General features: G+C 35.5%; 14 protein-coding genes. 12 read left to right on the forward strand and 2 right to left on the reverse strand.

The features are described 5' to 3' along the window. Positions 1-10 precede the first annotated feature (10 nt). A complete protein-coding gene (locus QA584_RS13530) occupies positions 11-697 on the reverse strand; it encodes a response regulator (protein ID WP_278275025.1) in 687 nt (228 codons plus the stop codon). Beyond that, a complete protein-coding gene (locus tag QA584_RS13535) occupies positions 694-2,178 on the reverse strand; it encodes a DUF4118 domain-containing protein (RefSeq protein WP_278275026.1) in 1,485 nt (494 codons plus the stop codon). The genes QA584_RS13530 and QA584_RS13535 overlap by 4 nt, the downstream gene beginning before the upstream one ends. A 202-nt stretch (positions 2,179-2,380) precedes the next feature. Here QA584_RS13535 and QA584_RS13540 point away from each other — a divergent pair, with 202 nt between their 5' ends. The 12 genes from QA584_RS13540 to QA584_RS13595 all read left to right on the forward strand — a co-directional run bounded on the left by QA584_RS13540 (position 2,381) and on the right by QA584_RS13595 (position 23,045). Then, the gene (locus QA584_RS13540) at positions 2,381-3,034 is read left to right on the forward strand and encodes a potassium channel family protein (RefSeq protein WP_278275027.1); all 654 of its coding nucleotides are present in this window, start codon (positions 2,381-2,383) and stop codon (positions 3,032-3,034) included. After that, positions 3,031-3,723 carry a potassium channel family protein gene (locus tag QA584_RS13545; protein ID WP_278275028.1) on the forward strand — a complete coding sequence of 231 codons (693 nt, stop codon included), beginning with the start codon at positions 3,031-3,033 and terminating at the stop codon, positions 3,721-3,723. The genes QA584_RS13540 and QA584_RS13545 overlap by 4 nt, the downstream gene beginning before the upstream one ends. An 84-nt stretch (positions 3,724-3,807) precedes the next feature. Beyond that, positions 3,808-5,346 carry a TrkH family potassium uptake protein gene (locus QA584_RS13550; RefSeq protein ID WP_278275029.1) on the forward strand — a complete coding sequence of 513 codons (1,539 nt, stop codon included), beginning with the start codon at positions 3,808-3,810 and terminating at the stop codon, positions 5,344-5,346. After that, a complete protein-coding gene (locus QA584_RS13555) occupies positions 5,322-5,828 on the forward strand; it encodes a hypothetical protein (RefSeq protein WP_278275030.1) in 507 nt (168 codons plus the stop codon). Before QA584_RS13550 ends, QA584_RS13555 begins: the two co-directional genes overlap by 25 nt. Before the next feature lie 187 nt (positions 5,829-6,015). Next, a complete protein-coding gene (locus QA584_RS13560) occupies positions 6,016-7,050 on the forward strand; it encodes an asparaginase (protein ID WP_278275031.1) in 1,035 nt (344 codons plus the stop codon). A gap of 247 nt (positions 7,051-7,297) precedes the next feature. Further along, positions 7,298-8,569, forward strand: coding sequence for a D-alanyl-D-alanine carboxypeptidase family protein (locus QA584_RS13565; RefSeq protein WP_278275032.1), 1,272 nt, complete (start codon positions 7,298-7,300; stop codon positions 8,567-8,569). 448 nt (positions 8,570-9,017) lie between these two features. Continuing rightward, the gene (locus QA584_RS13570) at positions 9,018-10,817 is read left to right on the forward strand and encodes a GGDEF domain-containing protein (protein ID WP_278275033.1); all 1,800 of its coding nucleotides are present in this window, start codon (positions 9,018-9,020) and stop codon (positions 10,815-10,817) included. A 163-nt stretch (positions 10,818-10,980) separates the two neighbouring features. Next, positions 10,981-13,779: a bifunctional diguanylate cyclase/phosphodiesterase gene (locus QA584_RS13575; protein ID WP_278275172.1), complete on the forward strand. Its 2,799-nt coding sequence runs from the start codon at positions 10,981-10,983 to the stop codon at positions 13,777-13,779. Between the two features lie 441 nt (positions 13,780-14,220). Beyond that, a complete protein-coding gene (locus QA584_RS13580; protein WP_278275034.1) occupies positions 14,221-14,451 on the forward strand; it encodes a hypothetical protein in 231 nt (76 codons plus the stop codon). A gap of 123 nt (positions 14,452-14,574) precedes the next feature. Beyond that, complete coding sequence (locus QA584_RS13585) at positions 14,575-17,781, forward strand: DEAD/DEAH box helicase (protein WP_278275035.1); 3,207 nt, start codon at positions 14,575-14,577, stop codon at positions 17,779-17,781. Positions 17,782-18,953: 1,172 nt separating this feature from the next. Next, positions 18,954-19,856 carry an AraC family transcriptional regulator gene (locus QA584_RS13590; protein WP_278275036.1) on the forward strand — a complete coding sequence of 301 codons (903 nt, stop codon included), beginning with the start codon at positions 18,954-18,956 and terminating at the stop codon, positions 19,854-19,856. A gap of 273 nt (positions 19,857-20,129) precedes the next feature. Then, positions 20,130-23,045 carry an extracellular solute-binding protein gene (locus tag QA584_RS13595; RefSeq protein ID WP_278275037.1) on the forward strand — a complete coding sequence of 972 codons (2,916 nt, stop codon included), beginning with the start codon at positions 20,130-20,132 and terminating at the stop codon, positions 23,043-23,045. Positions 23,046-23,065 lie beyond the last annotated feature (20 nt).

The raw sequence follows: 23,065 nt of genomic DNA on the forward strand, positions 1-23,065 counted from the left end.
AAATACTCATTTATTCATCAGCAAAACGGTAGCCAATACCCACTTCAGTAAAAATATAACGGGGTTTTGCCGGATTTTTCTCGAGTTTTCTCCGGATATTAGCCATAAATACCCTTAACGTCTGCATATCGCTGTCCAGATAGGTACCCCAGATTTCCTTTAAGATATATTTATGGGTCAGTACCTTGCCTGCATTTTTGACTAAAAGGGTCAGGACATTGTATTCCATTGGGGTAAAATGAATATCCCTGCCTTCTAGGGTCACTTTGTGCTTTTCTAAATCAATTTCTAAATCAGAAACTTTAAAAATCATAGGCTTTTCAGCTGTTTTAACAGCATTATGACGGAAGATTACCCTTATCCTGGCAAGCAGTTCCTTAATGCTGAAGGGTTTAGTAAGGTAATCGTCTGCCCCTGCGTCCAGGGCTTCGACTTTTTCATTGTCCTGGTCACGGGCTGATACAACTATAATCGGAATTTCGGAAAAACCACGTACCTGCTTAATAATATCAATGCCGTCCATATCCGGTAATCCTAAGTCCAGTATGATGGCTGACAGTTTTTCCGTAGCAATTATATTCATGGCAGATTTTCCGGTCGATGCTTCGAGGCAACTATAATCCTGGGATTTCAGAGAAAAGTTTATAAAATTCCGTATCTGTTTATCATCTTCGACAATTAAAAATAATTGACTCATTTCAATCCCCCCTGCTGATTTAAATAAAAGCGGAATGTTGCACCGCCTAACGTATTATTAAGAGCATATATTTCACCGCCGTGAAAATTAATAATGGCCTTACAGATGGCAAGTCCTAATCCCATTCCCTGTTTCCCGTCGGTTCTTGTATTGTTTGAAACAAAATACATATCAAATATTTTATTTAGATCTTCTTCTTTGATTCCGGTTCCGTTATCGGATACTTCGAACCAGATTTTTTTATGTTCAGGCTTTACGGTTACAATAATCTCATTGGAAGGAGTGGTATGCTCGATTGCATTGCTGATTAAGTTAATCAGCACTTGTACAATTAATTTTCCGTCCATAGGAATAAAGATTACCTCTTCGGGCAGGGCTGTTGAAATTTTATGCTCCGGTGAATATTTGGCAGCGCGTTCGATGGCTTCTGCAACGATTTCTTCTGCAGCTTCAAATTGCAGGTTAACAGAAAGCCTTCCTTCCTGAATTTTTGTCAGACTTAAAATATTTTCAACTAAACGGGTAAGCCAGATGGAATCTTCATAAATATCCAACACAAACTTTTTGTTATCATCCTCCACTAAATTATGGAGCAGCATTTCCGAGGAACCTGTTATTCTGGTCAGGGGAGTTCTTAAATCATGGGATATGGCACGAAGAAGATTACTCTTAAAGCGTTCCCGTTCCGTTTCCGACTTAGCAGTTTCTTCTTCCCGTTTTATAAATTCCCGTTCCATAGCTATTGTAATCTGCATAAGAATAGAATCCAAAAGGAAACGGCTTTTATTATCGGTTTGTTCCAGGTCTTTTGGCAGACATATAAAACATATAACTTTATTGCGGACTTTAATTGGAAGAGAATAATACTTTAATAAAAAATCTTTTATATCTTTAAACAGGATTTCTTTTGTATCGTATCCGCGAACATCTTTTTCAACAATTAATAGTTTGGCTTCATTTTCTTTAATATTGATAAAAATGCAATTCACATCACATTCATACATATTAGACAGACACTGGGCTGAAACAGCAGCGACTTCCGTTACATCACTTGTTTTGGCAAGTGAACTGGTGATACGGTACAAGATTTTGGCCTGAGTTTCCTGCTCTCTGGACAATTCCTTTGACTTAATCAGTTTACTGGTTAGAGTACTGGTAAAGATGGCTGATAAAAGCATTATCATAAATGTAAATAAATAAGCGTTATCATAGACCTTAAAACTATAAAGCGGCTCAGTAAAAAAGAAATTAAAGAACAGCATGGATGCAACAGATGCAGCTACTCCATATGCATAGCCATTCGTATACTGAGAAGTGATTAGAACGGATAGTATATAAATAACTACGATATTAACCTCTGTAAAACCAATATGCCGGATTAACAAAGATAAAAGAGTAGTAGACAGATTAAGTATAATTGTGATTACTATTTGCTTTATTACGGATTTATTATTCGCTTTATCAGAACGGGATCGGTACATGTTATATCCTTTCAAGGTTTGGGGATTAAGGTTATTTCTTCTACTACCATTTATACCACGTTAAGGGTTTCTGGTAAATACTTTACGGCTGAATCCTGCAATATTTATACAATATTTATACCTATGGATTTATATTAATACCATATTTATAGTCTTTCTGTTAGCATAGGTTTAAGCATATGAATGAAAGGGTAAAACAAATATGTATATAATTATTATCGGCTGCGGAAGACTGGGCAGCAATCTTGCAAGGGAATTGGCTGATGAAGGACATGATGTCAGTATTATTGACAGGAACAGTGATAGATTAAGTGAGCTTGGGAGCGGGTTTAACGGACAGCGGATTAAAGGAATCGAATATGACAAGGATAAGCTGTTGGAAGCAGGAATTGAGCAGACAGATACCCTGTTAGCCGTAACAAATGACGATAATATTAATATTACTGTCTCTTTAATAGCTGATAAAATTTACAGTGTGAAAAAGATTATCGCACGAATAAATAATCCAGGTAAAAACTATATATATGACAAATTAAATATAAAGACAATTAATCCGATACGTTCCGAAATAGAAGTATTAAAAAGCAAACTTTTTATAGAGAATCTGAATGTAGTTTCAACCATAGACAGTAACTATGAAATCATTGATGTTTTAATAAATAAAGAAAAGGGAATGACGGTTGAGGAAATTGAAATAAGATATTTCTGTGTAATTTCGGTACTTACCAAGTTCGGTATCAGCGGTATTCCTAAGAAGGATGAGGTAATTCACAGCGGGGATCGTATGATATGTGCTATACACAAAAAAGATAAAGAAAAGCTGATTAATTCATTCAGCAGGGAGATTATACTATGAGGTCAATAATCGTCGGAGGTGGAAAAATAGGCTATAATCTATTTAAAACATTAATAGAGAGGAGTCATGATGTTATCTTAATTGAGCGGGACAAAGAGACCTGCTTAAAAATTGCGGAAGACATTAGTTCCGGAGTTATCTGGGGGGATGGAACTGATATAGAGGTATTAAAGGATGCCGGAATCGAAGAAGCAGAAATTGTAGCAGCGGTAACAGGGCTTGATGAAGAAAATCTGGTCATTTGCCAGATAGCAAAAATAAGTTTCCAAACAAAAAAAACCATTGCCCGGGTTAATAATCCAAAGAATATAAGTATGTTTAAAACACTTGGAATCGACAATACGGTATGCAGTACGGAAGTTATTGCTAATCTGATTGAATATGAACTGGATAAAGAAGATTACAGGATTTTAAATACCTTTGAACGGGGCTCTATGGTACTTACCGAAATTATAATCAGAGATAATTGTTTATGGCGTGATAAAATGATCAAGGATCTGGTACTGCCGGAAGAATGTGTATTTGTATCTGTTTTAAGAGGAGATAAGGTTATTTATCCAAGAGGAGATACTGAGTTGTTTGACAGCGATAAAGTTTTGATAATTACTAATAAATCAGTATTGTCAGTTTTAATAAATGAATTATACGGCGGGGGAATGAGACTATGGAAATCAAGAAAAATGAGATAAAAGGAATAATTACTGAAGTGATTGCAGTAACGGGATATGTACTTTTAACGCTCGCTGTTGCCGCTGTAATTATGAGGTAACCAGATGAACCGGTTGAAAAATAAGGTTTATAGCCTTGAAATAATCTGTTATTATACAGGTTACATCGTACTTTGTATCTCTGCTGTCATGATTATTCCGCTTATAACCGCTTTGCTATTCCAGGAATGGGACCCGTTTTTTGATTTTGCAATCAGTATGGCATTGGCAATCCTCGTGGGCTTGATTTTAATAATGATCGGTATGCAGTCAAAAGAAAATAAATCCAATGTACAATGGAAACATGGTTTTACAGTGGCAGCTCTTTCCTGGATTCTTCTTACCATATTATGTGCGGTTCCTTATTACTTAAGCGGACATATTCTATCCTTTACGGATGCCTGCTTTGACGTTATGAGTGGATTTACTACCACTGGATTGGTGCTTACCCAGGATTTGGACCATTTATCCAATGCCTTAAATATGTGGCGGCATATTTTAACCTTCCTCGGGGGGCAGGGAATGGTTGTTCTTACACTTACATTTCTGGTTAAGGAAACCGGAGGAGCTTATAAAATGTATGTAGGAGAAGGAAAGGACATTGAACTTGTTCCTAATGTGAAAGGTACAGCAAGACAAATTTGGAAAATCAGCATGGTATATCTTGCCATCGGAACACTTGCCTTATGGATCGTTGGTCTTATAATTGGCTTAAAACCGGTTTCTGCATTTTTACATGCTTTGTATATTTTTGAATCTTCCTGGAGTACTGGGGGTTTTGCGCCAATGACACAAAATATCATGTATTATCATAGCGGTGCTTATGAAACCGTTGCCATGGTAATTTTTATTCTGGGTTCCTTTAATTTCGGTCTGCATTATGCGTTGTGGCAGGGGAAACGAAAAGAAATCGTAAAGAATATAGAAACCCAAAGCTTTTTTGTTACTTCATTTTTAGCCTGTATCTTTGCTCTTGCGGGTTTGGCTAAATTACATGTTTATCCGGATATTATGTCCGGTTACAGAAGAGTTGTATTTAACGTATTGTCAGCCCATACGACTACTGGATTTGGTTCTGTTTATGCCAGACAGTTTGCTTTGGAATGGGGTGACTTTGGCGTACTCATAATGGTAATTGTTATGATGATCGGCGGTTCTGCCTGTTCTACAGCAGGTGGTTTTAAAGGGTTAAGGGTAGGCATTGTGTTCAAGGGATTAATTATGGATGTGAGAAAACTATTATCCTCTGAAAGAAGTTTAAAAGTGTTTAAATATCATCACATTAAAGATTACATACTGGAAGATGGTGTAGTTCGTTCCTCTGCAATTATTATCTGCTGTTATATGGTAATGTTTACAGTTGGAACATTATTAGGTGCTTATCTGGGGTATCCACTGTCTAGTGCTGCATTTGAATCAGCCTCTGTCTCGGGAAATGTAGGTCTGTCCATAGGTGTTACCACACCCTCCATGCCTTTGATTCTGAAGCTATATTATATCGTAGCGATGTATTTAGGACGGCTTGAATTCCTTTCGGTATTTGCTTTAATAGGATATGCAATAGGAGGTATTAAAAAAATATGCTTAACTACTGTAAATCGTTAATTATTGTCATAGTTCTTGCGTTCCTGTGTTCCATAAAAGTTTATGCGGAGGATAATATAAGTATAAATGAGCTTATAGAAAAAGCAAAAGAGCTTAACGAAAGTCAAGTAACTATCCGGGGAGAAGCTATTGGAGACAGAATGGACAGAGGGGATTATACATGGGTTAATGTCAATGATGGCACCAATGCTATCGGAGTGTGGTTAAATAAAAGTGAAGCAGATAAAATAAAATATTACGGAAGTTATAAGTGGAAGGGGGATACCGTTGAAATTACCGGCACCTTTTATAGAACCTGTAAGGAACATAATGGAGAAGCCGATATTCACGGAAAATCTGTAAGAATAGTGAAAGCCGGTAACAGCATACAGCACCGGGTTCCCTCTGCAAAAGTGATAACTGCAGGAGTGATTATGGTACTGGCAGCTCTGTCAGCCGTAATATATGTCAGATTATTTAGACACAGAAAAACCTTCCTTTAATCAAATATTAATATAAATTGTAACAGGATAAATATGGATCAGTGTTTTGGGAGAACTTAGAGACGAATATTTATCCTGTTTTTAATATGCATGCAAGCGTCATTTTACGTTGCAAATTCATGTGCCATGTCATATAATAGGGAAAACGTATTATTTTCTATGAATACATAAAAGTGGAGGAAGCATTTTGAAACGCATATTAGTTCTTACAACAGGAGGGACGATTGTCAGCCTGCAGACTTTAGATGGTTTAAAACCTGATAATGATAGTATTATTACTATTTTATACGAAAATATATTAAGCCTTGCAGGTGACTATGAGGTTACGATTGAACCTATTTTTAATAAGGACAGCAGTAATATCATCCCCAGTGACTGGTATATCGTTGAAGATTCCATCCGCAGACATATCAATAAGTATGACGGCATAGTCATATTACATGGTACGGATACCATGTCTTACAGTGCTGCCATGTTATCTTATCTATTCCACGGAATCGATAAATCCATTGTATTAACCGGTTCCCAGCTGCCGATTGTGTATGAGGGCAGTGACGGTGTGAGTAATTTAATCGATGCGGTAATAACTGCCGGTGATGACAGGTTGTCCGGTGTTTTTGTTGTATTCCATGATAAAATAATCAATGGAACCAGAGCCTATAAACGAAGTTCTCTTAATATAGATGCTTATATCAGCTGTAATTATCCCTATGTGGGAGTCATAAAGGATAAGAAAGTATTTATGACTTCAGATTATAAAAAAATAAAAGAGAATGAATCCATGAGTGAATATCTCCCAGACACACAGAGAAGGGCAGGAAATATCCCAAAAATCTTTGTACTTAAAATGGTACCTGGCATCGATGCGGGAATTATAGATTTTATCCAGGCAGAACGATATCAAGGAGTAATAATAGAAGGTTACGGTCTTGGCGGTATGCCGGTAGCAGATTCTAAACTGATGGAAAAACTAGAAGCGTTGATTAAGCAGGGGATACCTATTATAATGGCAACCCAGTGCGTCTATGACGGAGTTAATTTAGATACCTATGAAGTTGGCATAAAAGCGAATAAGATTGGAATGCTATCCGCCTATGATATGACAACGGAAGCCGTTTATACGAAACTTATCTGGATTCTTAGCATCACCGATTCCTATGGGGATATTCTTAAAATTCTTCAGACAAACTTCTGCGGAGAACTCAATACTATTATAAAATAAAATGAGAATTGCCTCATGAAATCTAAAAGCAGGTGCCCTGGGAGCTTGAGATCCGTCAGGGCACGGATTTTTTATCTGAAAATCAAGCATGATAATCTATTAGTTTCTAACCATATCGCTATCTAAAGTACCGGATAAAGAAAATAAATAATCGCTGTAGTTTTGTTCAAACATTGAATAAATATAAGCATATTATTTTTGAATTTCAATAAACTTTATAGTAAGTAAAAATGTAGGATGATAAGAGTTGAAAAAGAAAATTCTAGGTATTGCTGTTTCTTTCCTTATTCTTTATTTCACGTCAACCTTTTATTTTAATGGAATTGCAGATAAATTAAACCCTGGAGACGTGTATCAATCAAAGGCGGACAATACTTCTGGCGCCAAAGCGGATCAGGAATTAAAAAAACAAGAGCAATCGATTCAAGACTCCCCTGAATCAGAAACCGGCAAAAACTTAAAACTGTTCGCCCAATCGGCGGCCCTTATTGATGCCGACAGCGGTCGTGTTTTATATGAAAAAGACGGCTACAAGGAAATGCCCATGGCAAGTACTACAAAAATCATGACCTGTATCGTAGCCCTGGAAAATGCAAAACCGGACGAGGTGGTGACCGTCTCCAAATACGCTTCTACTATGCCTGATGTACAGCTTAACATCCGGGAAGGGGAGCAATACATATTAAAAGATCTGTTGTATTCCTTAATGTTGGAATCCCATAATGATGTGGCGGTGGCCATTGCAGAACATGTAGGGGGATCTGTAAAAGGGTTTGCCGAAATGATGAATAAAAAGGCAAAAGAGCTGGGATGTGAGCATACTAACTTTGTGACTCCCAACGGATTGGATGCCCCGGATCATTATACTACAGCTGTAGAATTAGCTAAAATAGCAAGTTATGCAATTAAAAATAAAGACTTTATTGATATAACCAATACTGCCCTCTGGCAGTTTAAGGAATTAAAAACCGGCAGAGCTTTTGCAGTCAGTAATAAAGATCGATTTTTGTATATGTATGACGGTGCCATTGGCGTAAAAACCGGTTTTACCGGGAAAGCCGGTTATTGTTTTGTAGGAGCCGCGAAAAAGGATAACCGTACTTTTGTATCTGCGGTATTAGCCTGTGGCTGGCCCCCCCATAAAACGTATAAATGGTCCGACACGTTGGAACTTATGAATTATGGCAAGGATAATTTTGAATTACGACAGATTTTTGATAAGGATAAAGTGTTCGCACCTGTTTATGTGGAGGATGGCAAGAGCCCTTTAGTGGACCTTTATTATGAAGGGGATATTCCGATATTAATGGGTAAAAATGAGAAAGTAAATATAGTATATAAGGTTCCAAAGGCAATAGCCGCTCCGGTAAAAGCTGATTCTGTTGTAGGCAGCGCCAAGTATTACGTCGGTAAAGATTTCATCAAAGAAATTCCTATAAAAACAAAAATGGCTGTAGAAAAGATTGATTTTAAATTCTGTATTGAAAAAATTATTAATACCTGGCTCCACTTTAAGTAAATTCAATGTAAAGATATAACGCAAAGGTATTAAAAATGTTTCGATAAATTAGCTTCAACCAATGTTTTGTACATATGGAGCTATATAAGACCATCTATATAGATTCAAAAGACTGCTGCCGGCTTGAATCGGATGCAGTCTTTTGTATTATCTAAAATAAAAGTAGTAACATATCCAGAAGATAATTAAAATGATATGTAATTTGATTGTTCTTAAAATAATAAATGGAAAGTAATTTCTTCCTCTAATATTTGGTATTTTTAGAAAAACTACTGTTCCACAAAGTCCTTATACTTTAAGGCTTCTTAACAATTTACGTGCTTTTAACAGTAGTATATTCTGTAATTTACACAAATTTTATATAATGATAAAAAAGATAAAAGCCTTAAACGACTTACTCTTTATGTTTTAGGAAGATAACTGCTTAACATAAGATGGAGGAATTATAATGTCAGATTCTAGATCAGATATTATTAAGAATGAATTAGATTACATTATTGAGAAAAATCAGATTAAATCCGTTTTTCAACCTATTATATCCTTAAGGGACGGACAGATTTTGGGTCATGAGGCTTTAAGCAGAATTACCTGCAAATCAATTATCAGCAATACAGAGGAACTTTTTCACCTGGCGGGGGAATGCAACCGTTTATGGGATCTTGAATTGCTTTGCCGGGTAAAATCCCTGGAAGCAGCATTTATTCAGATGAAACCGCCCTATGATAAAAAATTATTTGTTAATGTAAACCCCAGAGTAATGCATGACAAAAAATTCCGGGACGGATTTACGATAGATTATATAAATAAATACAATATTATACCAGAGAACATTATATTTGAAATAACCGAACGGGAGGCCATCCATGATATGGATAGTTTTCAGGGGGTGGTGGATCATTATAAAAAGCAGCATTTTAAAATTGCCATTGATGATGCAGGTGCAGGTTATTCTGGATTAAATCTCATCAGTGATATTCATCCCCACTACCTGAAATTGGATATGAAGCTGATTCGGGGTATTGATAAGGACAGCTTTAAATATGTACTTGTAAAATCTCTGATTGAATTTTCAAAAGTTACCAATATTAATCTAATTGCAGAAGGAATTGAGACTAAAGATGAACTCAAAGCCTTGATCAATCTGGGTGTACAGTATGGTCAAGGCTATTATATCCAAAAGCCGGATGAAGTTATGAGGGATATCGATACGGAACTTATCCGTTACATAGTTGATATGAACCAAAAGAAGAATAATAATCTGGGTGTAAAACTATCCAGTTTATATATCGAAAATATTACAAAAAATACTAAAACTATTGCCCCTTCTACAAAGGTAGAACATGTATTTGACGATTTTAAGTCTAATGCCGATGTATATGGGATGTGTATTATAAAAAATGACCGGGTACTGGGAATCATAACAAGAGAAAATCTGATATTAAAAGTAAGCGGAAGATATGGGTTTAGTCTTTACCAAAGAAAAGAAATAGCCGATATAATGGATAAGGAATACTTAGAAGTCGATTATCATACACCAATCAATACGGTATCTTACCTTGCTATGGAGAGGGAAAACAGCAAAATCTATGATATGATTGTTGTTACAAAAGAAGGCAGATATTACGGAACTGTAACAGTTAAAGATTTGCTGCAAAAAACCACGGAAATTGATGTTGCCAATGCTAAGAATCTAAATCCTTTAAGCGGACTTCCCGGTAATTTAATTATCGAACAGGAAATTACCCAATGTATCACGTTTAAGAGTGAATACAGTATTTTTTACATAGATATTGATAATTTCAAAGCATACAACGATGTTTACGGAATTGAAAACGGAGATAAAGTAATAAAAATCCTGTCAAATATTATATTGAACTATAAAGATGACAGTATTTTTGTAGGTCACGTGGGCGGTGATGATTTCATTATGATATCCGATAATTATAACTGGGAAGTATTGCCTTCTTATATCATTAAAGATTTTGAGAAAGAAGCACTGTTGATGTATACGGAGGAAGACCGAAAGAGAGGTTATATTATATCCACCAATCGTCACGGAATAGTTGAAGAATATCCGCTGGCTTCTCTGACCATATCCGTAGTTTCTAATAAAAATAGAGCGTACTATTCCTCAAATGAATTAACGGAAGAACTGGCCAGACTTAAGAAAAAGGGAAAACAGCATAAGGGCAGTATCTGTTATGTAGAAGATAGTGTAAAAATGGGCATTTCCGCTTTTGATGATTGATATATTATAATAATTGTAATATAATAGAGAAAATAGTAATTTGTACAAAAATTACATAGAATTAACTCTAATATTTGGGAAAATTTATCTTTCTATCTTTAAATAAAAATAATATGTCTATATCAATAACAATAAGCAAATAAAAGGAGACTATTACTTGGTTATGACGTATAAAGAAAAAGACAACGGTAAGCTTCTGAATGAGTTAAAAGAAAGAAATAGTGACTCCGGGATACGAAATCCGGTAATTAATAGGGAAAAGGATAGTCAAACCCAATTATACAACAAAGCAACAGTAATTGAAAAGTTAGATAATTGCCTTAAATTGAGCTTAGAATCAGAGCTTATTGATAATTACTCCTTTTTTTTAATTGATATTGACAATCTAAAAAAAATCAATGAGGTTCACGGACATATTTATGGTGATATAGTACTTGAAACATTTGCGGGTCATTTATCCGAACTGTTTGATGCAAAAGCTATTGTCGGAAGAATTGACGGTGACGGATTTGTGGTTATTCAAAAGAGTGGAATCCGTCAGGAGCAGGTCATTCATACGGCTGAATCTATATGTGATATGGTCAGGGGAAATATGCCCGGATTAAAAGATAATGGCAAGTTAACTGTCAGTATAGGGATCTCTGTATTTCCAAAAGACGGATTTACTTATGAAGAATTATTTCAAAAAGCAGATATTGCACTCTATGAAGCCAAAAACAGCGGTAAGGATAAATTTATTATATACGATTCTGAACTGAATACAGCAGTTTATAAAGGTGAAATAGAGCAAAAGGGTAATAAAAAAAAGAAGAAATATATCAACTATGAAGATATTTTTGGGGCAGAAAAGCGACTGTTAAATTATACTTTTGATATCCTAAGTGAAGATAACGAGGTTGAAATTTCCATTCATAAGATATTTACAGAGATTGGGAAGTTTTATGATTTGTCAAGGATCACAATTTTTGAAGATGAAACCTCCAACCAAAAACCCAGAATCAGTTTTGAGTGGCTTAATACCGGAACTTCTCCGGTGATAGAAATTATACCTTCTGTCGACTTAAGAGAGCAATATAATCAACTTTTTACAGATAGTAAAATTTTCTACTTTGAAGATATATCAAAATTAGATGCTAAACCGGGGTTGCTTCATTTTTACAATCAGGCAGGCATTAAGGCTTTGGTGCAATGTGCAATCTATGATGCAGGACAGTTTATCGGAACCGTTAATTATGAGGATTGTAGTAAGAGCCGCGCCTGGGAAAAATCGGTATTAGATACCTTAATGTTTGTTACCAGGATAATCAGTAATTATATATTACAACTAAGAAGCAAGGAAGAACTGAATAAGGAAATATTTTTCACCCAGGCTATGTTAAATAACCAAAAACTTAGTAATTATGCTATTAAGGCGGGTACTTATGAGTTGCTTTATGTCAGTGAATATACAGAGAAAATGTTTCCTCAAGTCAAACTTGGAGAATTATGCTACCATGCGATTTTTGGACGAGATACACCTTGTGATACCTGTCCGTTAAACGGTCTGAATAATTCAGATACCCGGTATTCTGTCGAGGCATATAATCAAAAATTAGGAGCCTGGTTAAGTACTACTGCTTCCACTGTTGATTTACCAGGCGGGCAAAAGATGAATCTGATTTGCTCTTCTGACGTAACCGGATTCATAGAACGGGTTAAGTCAAAAGATAATCTCACTGGCTTATTAACCCTCCCAAAGTTTGAAGCAGAAGCTATGAAATTAATAGCAAGTTCAAAAGATCTGCAATATGCAATTATATATTCCGACTTTGACAAATTTAAATATATTAATGATGAATGGGGTTATTCCACCGGTAATGAGATCCTGAAATTCTATGCAGACAGTTTATCAAACTACTTATCACAGGATGAATTATTCTGCCGGATTAGCGGAGATATTTTCGTTATTCTGCTTATATATAAGAGTAAAACCGAGATAATGGAGCGGATTAAAGTAATTTATCATTCCATCCATCAGGAATATAAGTTACATTATCCCAAAGTTAATCCGATTATCATCAGTGGTATCTATTTTATGACCTGCGAAGATAACATACTTAGTGTGGCAATAGATAAGGCTAATACAGCCCGAAAAAGGTTAAAGGGTTTTCATAAGAGTACCTATTCCGTCTATGATGATAATTTACATAAAGCCGTTACCAAAGAAAAGATGATTGAAAACCATATGCATGAAGCACTTAGGAATCATGAATTCATTGTGTATATGCAGCCAAAGATTGAACTGCGTACCTTAAGAATTATTGGTGCAGAAGCATTAGTCAGATGGAAGACCGAAAGCGGAGAGCTTATGAATCCTGCCGAGTTCATTCCTGTTTTTGAGAAAAACGGATTTATTGTGGAACTTGATTTTTATGTATATGAAGAGGCTTTTAAAATGCTAAGACGGTGGCTTGATATGGGGAAGCATAAAATTGTTGTTTCTGTTAACGTATCCAGGCTTCATATTGATGATGAACTATTTATCCAAAAACTTGAGTTTCTAATCGATAAATATCAGCTTCCTACCGAACTAATTGAAATAGAAATTACCGAAAGTATCTTTCTAAAGGGACTGGATCGGTTAAAGCGTTTCATTAACAGTCTTCGTGAAAAGGGTTTTTTAATTTCCATTGACGATTTTGGCTCCGGTTTTTCCTCCTTGAATCTTTTAAAGACCCTGCCAATCGATATCCTAAAGCTGGATAAAGAATTTTTTATGTATAACATTATGGATGATAAGGATAAAATTGTAATTACCAATATAATAAATCTGGCAAAGGGCTTGGGACTTAAAGTAATTTCAGAAGGTGTTGAAACTATGGATCAGGCCAGGTTTTTGAAAGAAAATCATTGCGATATGGTTCAGGGATATTTCTTTTATAAACCCATGCCGATGGATGAGTTGGAGGTACTTCTGGATTAAAGATAATTTTTTTGAAGAATTTTAATAATGCCGGTACAGACTTAAACAAAAGATCTGTATCGGCATTTCGTATGAGACTTCCGATATCAAAGTTTCTCTCAACCTCTAAAGTCAAAAACTTCTCTTTTGATTCCTTATTTTATAAAATAATTTAATGAAATGTTTTTATTATGCTTTAGAAAAAAACTTTAGAAAAAACTTTATAAAAAACTTAAGAAAATATATTAAGATGTACAATATAAAATACCTGTTAAACGTACTTTTGAATTATCAAATGGAAGCGAAACGATATCGAATTCAGTTAAATGCCGGACATATGTTCTATCAATTAATACCTTTTTTAAATTTTTATAAAATTTCTTAAAAAAATCTTACCAATTATGAAACTTTTTTTAAGTTTCAATCGTCTTATATATAGGAAACAATTTAGGGGGATATTTTATGAAAGGAATATTAAAATCCATCAGAAAAAGTAAATTTCGAAAACTTATCGGTGGTACTCTTTTTGCCTGCCTGGCATTACCCTTTTTTATCTGGGGTATCTATATCATATTGACTGGAAAAGGAACTTATATTGAAATTATTATACCGTTATTGGGGATAATTACCTGCTTGGTTTCTGGTCTTCGGGTTATGTTCCGAAAAGAAACGACCTTAAATGCTGCTGTCTAAATAGGAAAATACCTTTATACTTTGAATTTCTTTGTAAAAATTCAGAATAAGCATAACAATTATTCTGAAAATGTGGTATAATATTAGGATGCAAAGAATGGACAAGTAAAAGGAGTCTGCGAAATGATACGATTATCCAGAATGGGAATAAGAAATTTGGCTGCAAGTGATACAGTATATTCAAGAGGACTGCAGGATTATAAACAGAATCATGTGGTTAATGCAACCTGGTCCAATGCAAAACAGCAATATCGTATTACAGTTAAGGATAATTTTGAATATATGGTTACAATTCAGGTCTTTGAAGATGGTTCTTTTGATCATAAATGTAATTGCTCTGAACATTTAAAAGAAGAAGGTGCTTGTAAGCATGTTATTACTGCACTTTTCTTTGTATTGAATTATGTTGAACGATCTCTTATGGAGGAACCAGATAATCCGGCAGAAAAAACCGTATACCAGATCCTGGGATACTTTGGCAATCAGGAAGATACCTTAACCCAGGGCGAAACATATCATATAAAAGTAAGTATATCGATACCGGCAATCTTACGAGCAGAGACCGGTTCTGCGGTAATTGCTCTGAGAGTGGGAAATCATCATTACTATAAAATCCAATCAATCAAAAAGTTTTTAACAGACTTTTATAATAAAGAAAACATATTACTAGGCAAAGAATTTAAATATATCCATGGGGAAAGTAAATTTGACAGGCAATCTAAGAAAATCCTGGATTATATTCTTCAGATCTATGAGATTCAGGAAGCCATTGATAAATTGTTTTATTCCAAGCTGTTTTCCAAAGCCAATATTGTTCTGACCAAAAATATGTTATTACGGCTATTGGATATTCTAGAAGAGGGTACTTTTGATCTGGAATTATATGGTAAAGAATATGAGGATGTAATTTATAAAGCAGATAATCCTAAAATTGAATATGATTTATCCTTAATTGATGATGGCATCGTTATGGATTATCATGGTAAATACAGTGTGATTCCTATTACTGATTCCGGAGAATTACTCTATCTGAACGGCTGTATCTATAAGCCTACCAAACGATTTTTAGGAAATTACCTGCCTTTTTATAATAATTTAGGCGGTCGGAAAGAACCCTTGATCTTTAAGGGTATCAATAAAAGTAAGTTTTTAGAAGTTGTATTGCCTAAAATTAGTGAAACCATGGAACTGACAGTACCAAAAGAGCTTCAGGACCGTTTTATAACATCGGAATTAAAGGCTTTAGTCTATCTGGACAAAGTGAAAAGCTATATACATGCCGAACTCCGTTACCGATATGGAGAACACGAATTTAATGCATTTGAAAACCCGTCCTCCGATAATTTTATAATTGTCAGACAGCCCCAGAAAGAAGATTATTATATTGATTATCTGGAAAAACATGGGTTCAGTCCTAAACAGCATAGCTTTGTCATGCGTAATGAAGATGATATATATGAATTCCTGACAGGTGGAATCCACGAGTTATCACAAACCTGTGAATTATATTATTCCGAAGCTTTTAAAAAAATAAATATCAAGTCACCTGGCAGTTTCAAGGCCGGTTTGCGGGTAAGTAACGGTGTTAATTTGCTGGAAATGGATTTAAACTATGAAGATGTACCAAGAGAGGAATTAAAAGATTTATTTAAATCCTATCGAATGAAGAAGAAATATTACCGTTTGAAAAACGGCAGTTTTATCGATCTTGAAGCTGATAATATCAAAGAAGTATGGGATATCTTAAGCTATCTTGGCATATCCGGCAAAGAATTAAATGCGGATACCATTGGATTATCCAAAAATACCGCCTTGTATTTGAATAATGTTTTTAATGAAAAACACCTCGAAGTAGAAAAGAACGAGGATTTTAAAGAACTTGTTGAAAAGATTTTAAATCCTGGCGAAACGGAGTATAATCTGCCGGAGGGGATTCAGGCAGAACTGCGGGGATATCAGGTGTCCGGCTATAAATGGCTTCGAACTTTATCAGATAATAACCTTGGCGGTATTTTAGCGGATGACATGGGTCTTGGTAAAACCTTGCAGACAATCGTTTATATTGCCGCAATAAAGGAAATGCTGGCAGCTGCCAGGTTTTTAATTGTCTGTCCCTCTTCCTTGATTTACAACTGGCAGGATGAGCTTGAAAATTTTGCTCCCTTTTTAACCTCCTCAGTAGTAACCGGCAATCCCAAGGAGCGTCAGGAATTAATAGAAGCTGATAATCAGGTGGATATCCTGATAACTTCATATCCCTTAATGCGCAGGGACATTAATCTTTATCAAAAATTACAGTTTCACACGGTTTTTATCGATGAAGCCCAGTATATAAAGAATGCTGATTCCCTTAATGCAAAATCCGTGAAACTATTAGAGGCAGAACATCGTTTTGCACTGACGGGTACACCGATTGAAAACTCTTTATCCGAATTATGGTCTATCTTTGATTTTATTATGCCGGATTACCTATTCAGCCACAGTAAGTTCGTAAACCAGTATGAAAAACCAATTATGAGATTGGAGGAGGGCGTTTTAGAGGATTTAAACAGGCGTATTTTACCCTTTATTTTAAGGCGTATGAAAAAAGATGTACTGCAGGAATTACCGGATAAAGTTGAAACTAAAATGCTTACGGATATGGAAGAAGAACAGAAGAAGGTTTATCTATCCTATGTGGAAAATGCCAAGAATGAACTTGATAACGAAATAAAAGAAAACGGATTAGAAAAGAGCAAACTTAAAATTCTTGCTGTTTTGACCAGACTTCGCCAAATCTGCTGTCACCCGGGTACTTTCATCGATAATTATACCGGAGGCAGTGGAAAACTGGAACTCCTGTTAGAGATAATATCGGATGCCATCGCGAATGGTCACAGGATTTTAGTATTTTCACAGTTTACTTCCATGCTTGCTATTATAGAAAAAGAGTTAAAGGACCAGAATGTTTCCAGTTTTTATTTGGAAGGTTCAACAAAGGTCCATGACAGAAACGATTATGTCAAACGCTTTAATCAAGGGGAAGGGGAGGTATTTCTTATATCCTTAAAAGCGGGCGGTACCGGTCTTAATCTGGTAGGAGCTGATACGGTCATCCATTATGATCCCTGGTGGAATCCGGCAGTAGAAGAGCAGGCTACCGACCGGGCATATCGTATTGGACAGATTAACTCCGTACATGTCATTAAGTTAATTACAAAAGGAACGATTGAAGAAAAAATATATAAACTACAGCAAAAGAAAAGAAATCTTTCCGACTCAGTCATACAATCCCAGGAAGTTTTTATTAATACCTTGACAAAAGAGGAATTAGAGGATATATTTGGATAGTATAAAGTTCTATAGTTTAATGTACGGACATTTGTAGTAAAATTCACATATTAAATATCAATAATAACCAGCGGTTATACCAGTATAATCTTTATCAGAACAATTCTGTAGGTCCAGACACTGCCTGAGACCGCAGGATTGTACTGATTGTAAACTCCAATATTTCCTGTAAATGAATTCATTAAGATAATGTTTGTAACGGTTTAAAATTTGCAAAGACCTATGTCTTACTGTTTTATGTCTTACTATCTTATGTCTTATCTTATTTCTTAAACCTTAATTTTTAATACCTTATCTCTTGATACCTTCTTATTTCTATATTCCATATTTCTTAATATCTTAATTTTAATACCTTACTTTTAATACCTTACTTTTAATACCTTAATTTTAGTACCTTAATTTTAGTACCTTAATTTTAGTATCTTATTTTTAATACCTTATTTTTAATATTAATCCTTATTTTAGTACCTTATTATTTATTTATTCTTCATACTTTTTTAAAAATATATTATTCTTCATACCTTAATTCTCATTACCTTATTCATTAAAATATAAGTCTTATCTTATTAAAAACTGACATCTATTCAAAGATATATAATTCAAAGATTAAATTTTATCCGGGGTTTATATTTATAAACAGGCTGTCTCATAGCTTAATATTTTGCATTTCAAAATCTAATTTCTTGTAATATGGAGAGAATCCATATTAACTTTATGCTGCTTCTGCAAATCATCACAACATCTTTGTTCCCGTATTAAACTATCCTGCTGAATAAAATTTATTAAGTTTAAAATAGCAATAAATGGCATGCTTTTTAGCAATCAACAGGGAGCTTAATTATAGGTTTATGTGTTATAAATAAATAGAAAGAGCTGTAAAAAACAGCTTTTTATTATTGAAATTGTACAAAAATATAATATATTAAGGAGGATACGGCATTTTATCGAAACATTTAGTAATTAAATAATTGCAGAAAAATAATGGTAAACATATGGTAATCAATGGGGAAAATTCACAAGATTGAGGAGCAAAAAAGAAGATACTATTGAATTAATTGGGAAGGTATCGTCCAAAAAGTTGCGATATAAGCTATAGTTTTAAGCATAATAACCATCCCTTTTTATCAGGTACTTCTTAATCTATTCATCTATAGTTATATGAGGAGGCATTTATGATAGAAAAATTAACAGGTACCAGGGAAACTGTATATCATCCGGACAATATGCCAGTTCGGCTTTACATCAACAGGGAATATGAGGACTATCCCATACATTGGCACATGGATGTAGAACTTATTATGCCCTTAGAAGGTATGTACACAGTCGTAGTAGACAAGGAGCAATATATTCTTAATCCCGGCGATATTATAATGATTCCATCCGGAGAAATGCATGAATTATTTGCTCCTCCATCGGGTAAACGGCTTATCGTACAATGCGATAATTCTTTACTAAACGGATTGGTGGGAATTGATTCTATTAGCGGAGGATTTTATCCTTGTATACTTAGCCGTCAGACTGACAAGGCTGAGTATCACCAGCACTTAGTAAGTATGTTAAAGCAAGTAGCAGATGAATATATAAACCGTCCTCCTTTTTACATGATATCCATTGAAGCTCTCTTGAAGAACTTCTTTGTTATTGCCGGCAGAAATTGTTTGAATTTGGACAAATTAGATAAGAGTGTTGTTAAAAATAAACAACATCAATACATAGACAAATTTTTGCACATATGCCAGTACATAAACGAACATTGTACAGAGAACCTGACGATTGATGAGGTAGCTACCATGGCAGGCTTCAGCAAATATCATTTTTTTCGTCTCTTTTGCAAATTTTCCGGAGTCACATATTATGAGTATCTTGTGAAAAGACGTATTATGTATGCGGAAAGGTTACTGACTGACCCGAATCTCTCTATCGTTCAGATTGCTATGAGAAGCGGTTTTAACAGTCTGTCTGCTTTTAACCGGAATTTCAGAGAGATAAAGAAATGTACTCCTACCGAGTATCGAAACATGTATAATTCCAGCTGCATTCAACAAATTACAGTAAAAAATGCGGTGGGGAAGTAGAGATAGCATTAATTGGCATGGTTTTGAGCAATCAGAAAGAAGATTGTCGTTTTAAGGTATGTTATAAATTAGTAGAAAGCTTCTAAAATCCTATTATTCATTTTTCAATAGATACAAAGCTTATTAGTTACAACATTTCAATAGAAATACAATATTCAAAAGTTACAAAGTTTAATAGATATAATGTTGAATAGGCACAATGTCATTTATACAAGAACCTGGTTTCTTAAGAAACCTTTGGTCTTCCCTTATTCAAAAACAGGAGAGGTAATTATGAGCAGGAAATTTAAAATGGTATCAGGAATACTATTGATTTGTATTTTTACTGTAATCCTATGTAGTATTCCCAGAAATCAGACAGATAGTTTTAATGAAAAATATGCCGGGACTGCAGATTTGGACAAAGAAGTTGGGGGAATCGGACGGGAGAATACCTATACCAAATATTTAGAAGCCCATAAGGACTCCTTATTTCCTACCGAAAATATCGAGGTGGATATAGCAAAATACACTGGAAGCAATGATATAAAGCTTTTAGAAGAATATGAAGGAGAAGAAGAGGTCCTCTATACCTATGAAGACTCCTTTGCTCAGTGGCAGGTTAATGTCCCGGCTGCCGGTATGTATCAGGTTTACATACGGTATTTCCCTGTGAAATCAAGAGGAGTAGATATCGAAAGAAAATTTTATATTAATGGCAAAATACCATTTCTGGGTGCCGACACCATAAGTTTTACCCGGTTGTGGAAAAATTCAGAGGTTATTAAAACCGATAACCAGGGGAATGATATCAAACCCAGCCAGATTGATGAACCAGCCTGGACGGGCGAATATTTTAAAGATAATCTGGGGTATTTTACAAAACCTTATACTTTTTATTTTGAAAAAGGACCCAATACTATTGGGCTAGAATCTGTTAATGAACCAATGGTTATAAAATCCATAACCCTTCGGGCTGTAACCCAGGATAAGTCCTATGAAGAATACTTAAAAGATATACCGCAGGCTACACTATCCGATACAGCCTTACATTATAAACAGGTGATACAAGGAGAAGAATCGACCCTGCGTTCTTCACCCTCCCTTTATCCCTTATATGACCGTTCTTCACCCACAACAGTGCCTTACAGTGTATCGAAAATCCGGTTAAATATGATTGGAGGAAATGCCTGGAGAATATCCGGACAATGGATTGAATGGAACTTTAGTATACCGGAGGACGGTTATTACAATCTGAGTGTAAAAGCCAGACAGAATTATAACCGGGGCTTTGTATCCAACCGTACCATTTATATTGATGGAGTAGTCCCTTTTAAGGAAATGGAACAGATTCCATTCCGCTACAGCAATGAATGGATCTCAAACAGGTTTTCCAATGAAGAAGATATACCATATAAATTCTATCTGACACGAGGGGAACACACCTTGAGAATGGAGGTTACACTTGGGGATATGGGCAATATTTTAAATGAGATGCAAGACAGTGTTTACCGGCTTAACAGTATTTATAGAAAAATCCTGGTACTTACCGGTACCACACCGGATAAGTACAGAGACTATAAGATAGAAAAGGTGTATCCGGAGATTATCGAATCGATGGATTTGGAAAGGAAACGTCTTTATAAAATAATTGATGAAATCGTAGCTTATTCCGGTGAGAAGACAAATCAGATTGCCGCCATACAAACCCTGGCCGGCCAGTTAGAAACCTTTGTTAAAAACCCTTCCAAGATACCCGGTAGATTTACAAATTTCAAGGATAATATCAGTGCCATAGGAACCAGTATCCTAAATCTTTCCGAAGCTCCTCTGGATATCGATTACCTGACTGTCACAGGTGTGAACGAAGACCCGGATATTGTTAAGGATACCTTAATAAAGAGTGCCTTGCATGAAATTAAGTCTTTTGCAGCCTCCTTTACTACGGACTATAATGCTGTGGGCGATGTTTACGACAGGGATGAAGCTATTCAGGTATGGATTTTATCGGGACGTGATCAGAGTACCATTTTAAAATCCATGATTGATGATACCTATACACCTTCCACAGGTATAAAGGTCAATGTAAAGCTTGTCGAAGCTGGCACCCTGCTTAACGCGATTATTGCCGGAAAAGGTCCGGATGTTGTTATCTCAGCAGGGCAGGGAGAGCCGGTAAATTATGCCCTCCGTAATGCAGTGGAAGATCTTACTCAATTTCCAGATTGTAAGGAGGTGTTAAAGAATTTTAAAGCAAGTGCTTATACACCTTATCAGTTTGAGGGAGGAATTTACGCACTGCCGGAGACCCAGAACTTTAATGTTATGTTTTATAGAAAGGATATTTTAGAGGAACTTAAAATTGAGGTGCCAGATACCTGGGAGGATCTTATAGCCATACTGCCTATAATCCAACAGAATAACATGTCGGTTGCCATTCCCTCAACGGAACGTACCCTGAACAATGTATCAAATCCGGATTTATCCAGTTTGTTCGCCATGCTCTATCAAAATGGAGGTACGGTTTATGATGAGGCTGGAAAACGGACCGTCATCGATTCGGAATATGGTTCCAAGGCCTTTGAGTCCATGACTAAGTTGTTTACACAGTATAAATTACCGACAATTTATGATTTTCCCAATCTCTTCCGCTCGGGTCAGATGCCCCTTGGCATTGCTGATTACAGTACTTTTAATACCTTAGTAGTTTTTGCCCCTGAGATTCGTGGATTGTGGGATTTTACCGTTATACCTGGTACCCGAAAAAAAGATGGAACGATAGACCGTTCCTGTCACACTTCTGGTCTTTGTACCCTGATGTTAAAAGCTAAGGATGATACTACCAGAAATAATTCCTGGGATTTCATGAAATGGTGGGTTAGTACCCAGACCCAGGTACGCTTTGGACAGGAGATGGAAAGTGTCATGGGTGCGTCTGCCCGTTATGCCACGGCAAATATGAATGCTTTTGAACAGCTTTCCTGGAGTAAAGAGCAGCTTAAAGTGTTAAAAGAACAATGGGACTGGACTGTTGGATTAAGAGAGGTTGCAGGAGGTTATTATACGCAAAGACATATAACCAATGCCATAAGGAAAGTATTAAACAGGAATGAAGATCCCAGAGAAACTCTTCTTGATTATGCTGCAACCATTGATTTAGAGATAGAAAAAAAGCGTGTGGAATTCGGTTTGGATGAAAAACAAGATTGATATATTCAGATTTACAGAAG

The organism is Anaerocolumna sp. AGMB13025, from assembly GCF_029689925.1.
GTDB lineage: Bacteria > Bacillota > Clostridia > Lachnospirales > Lachnospiraceae > Anaerocolumna.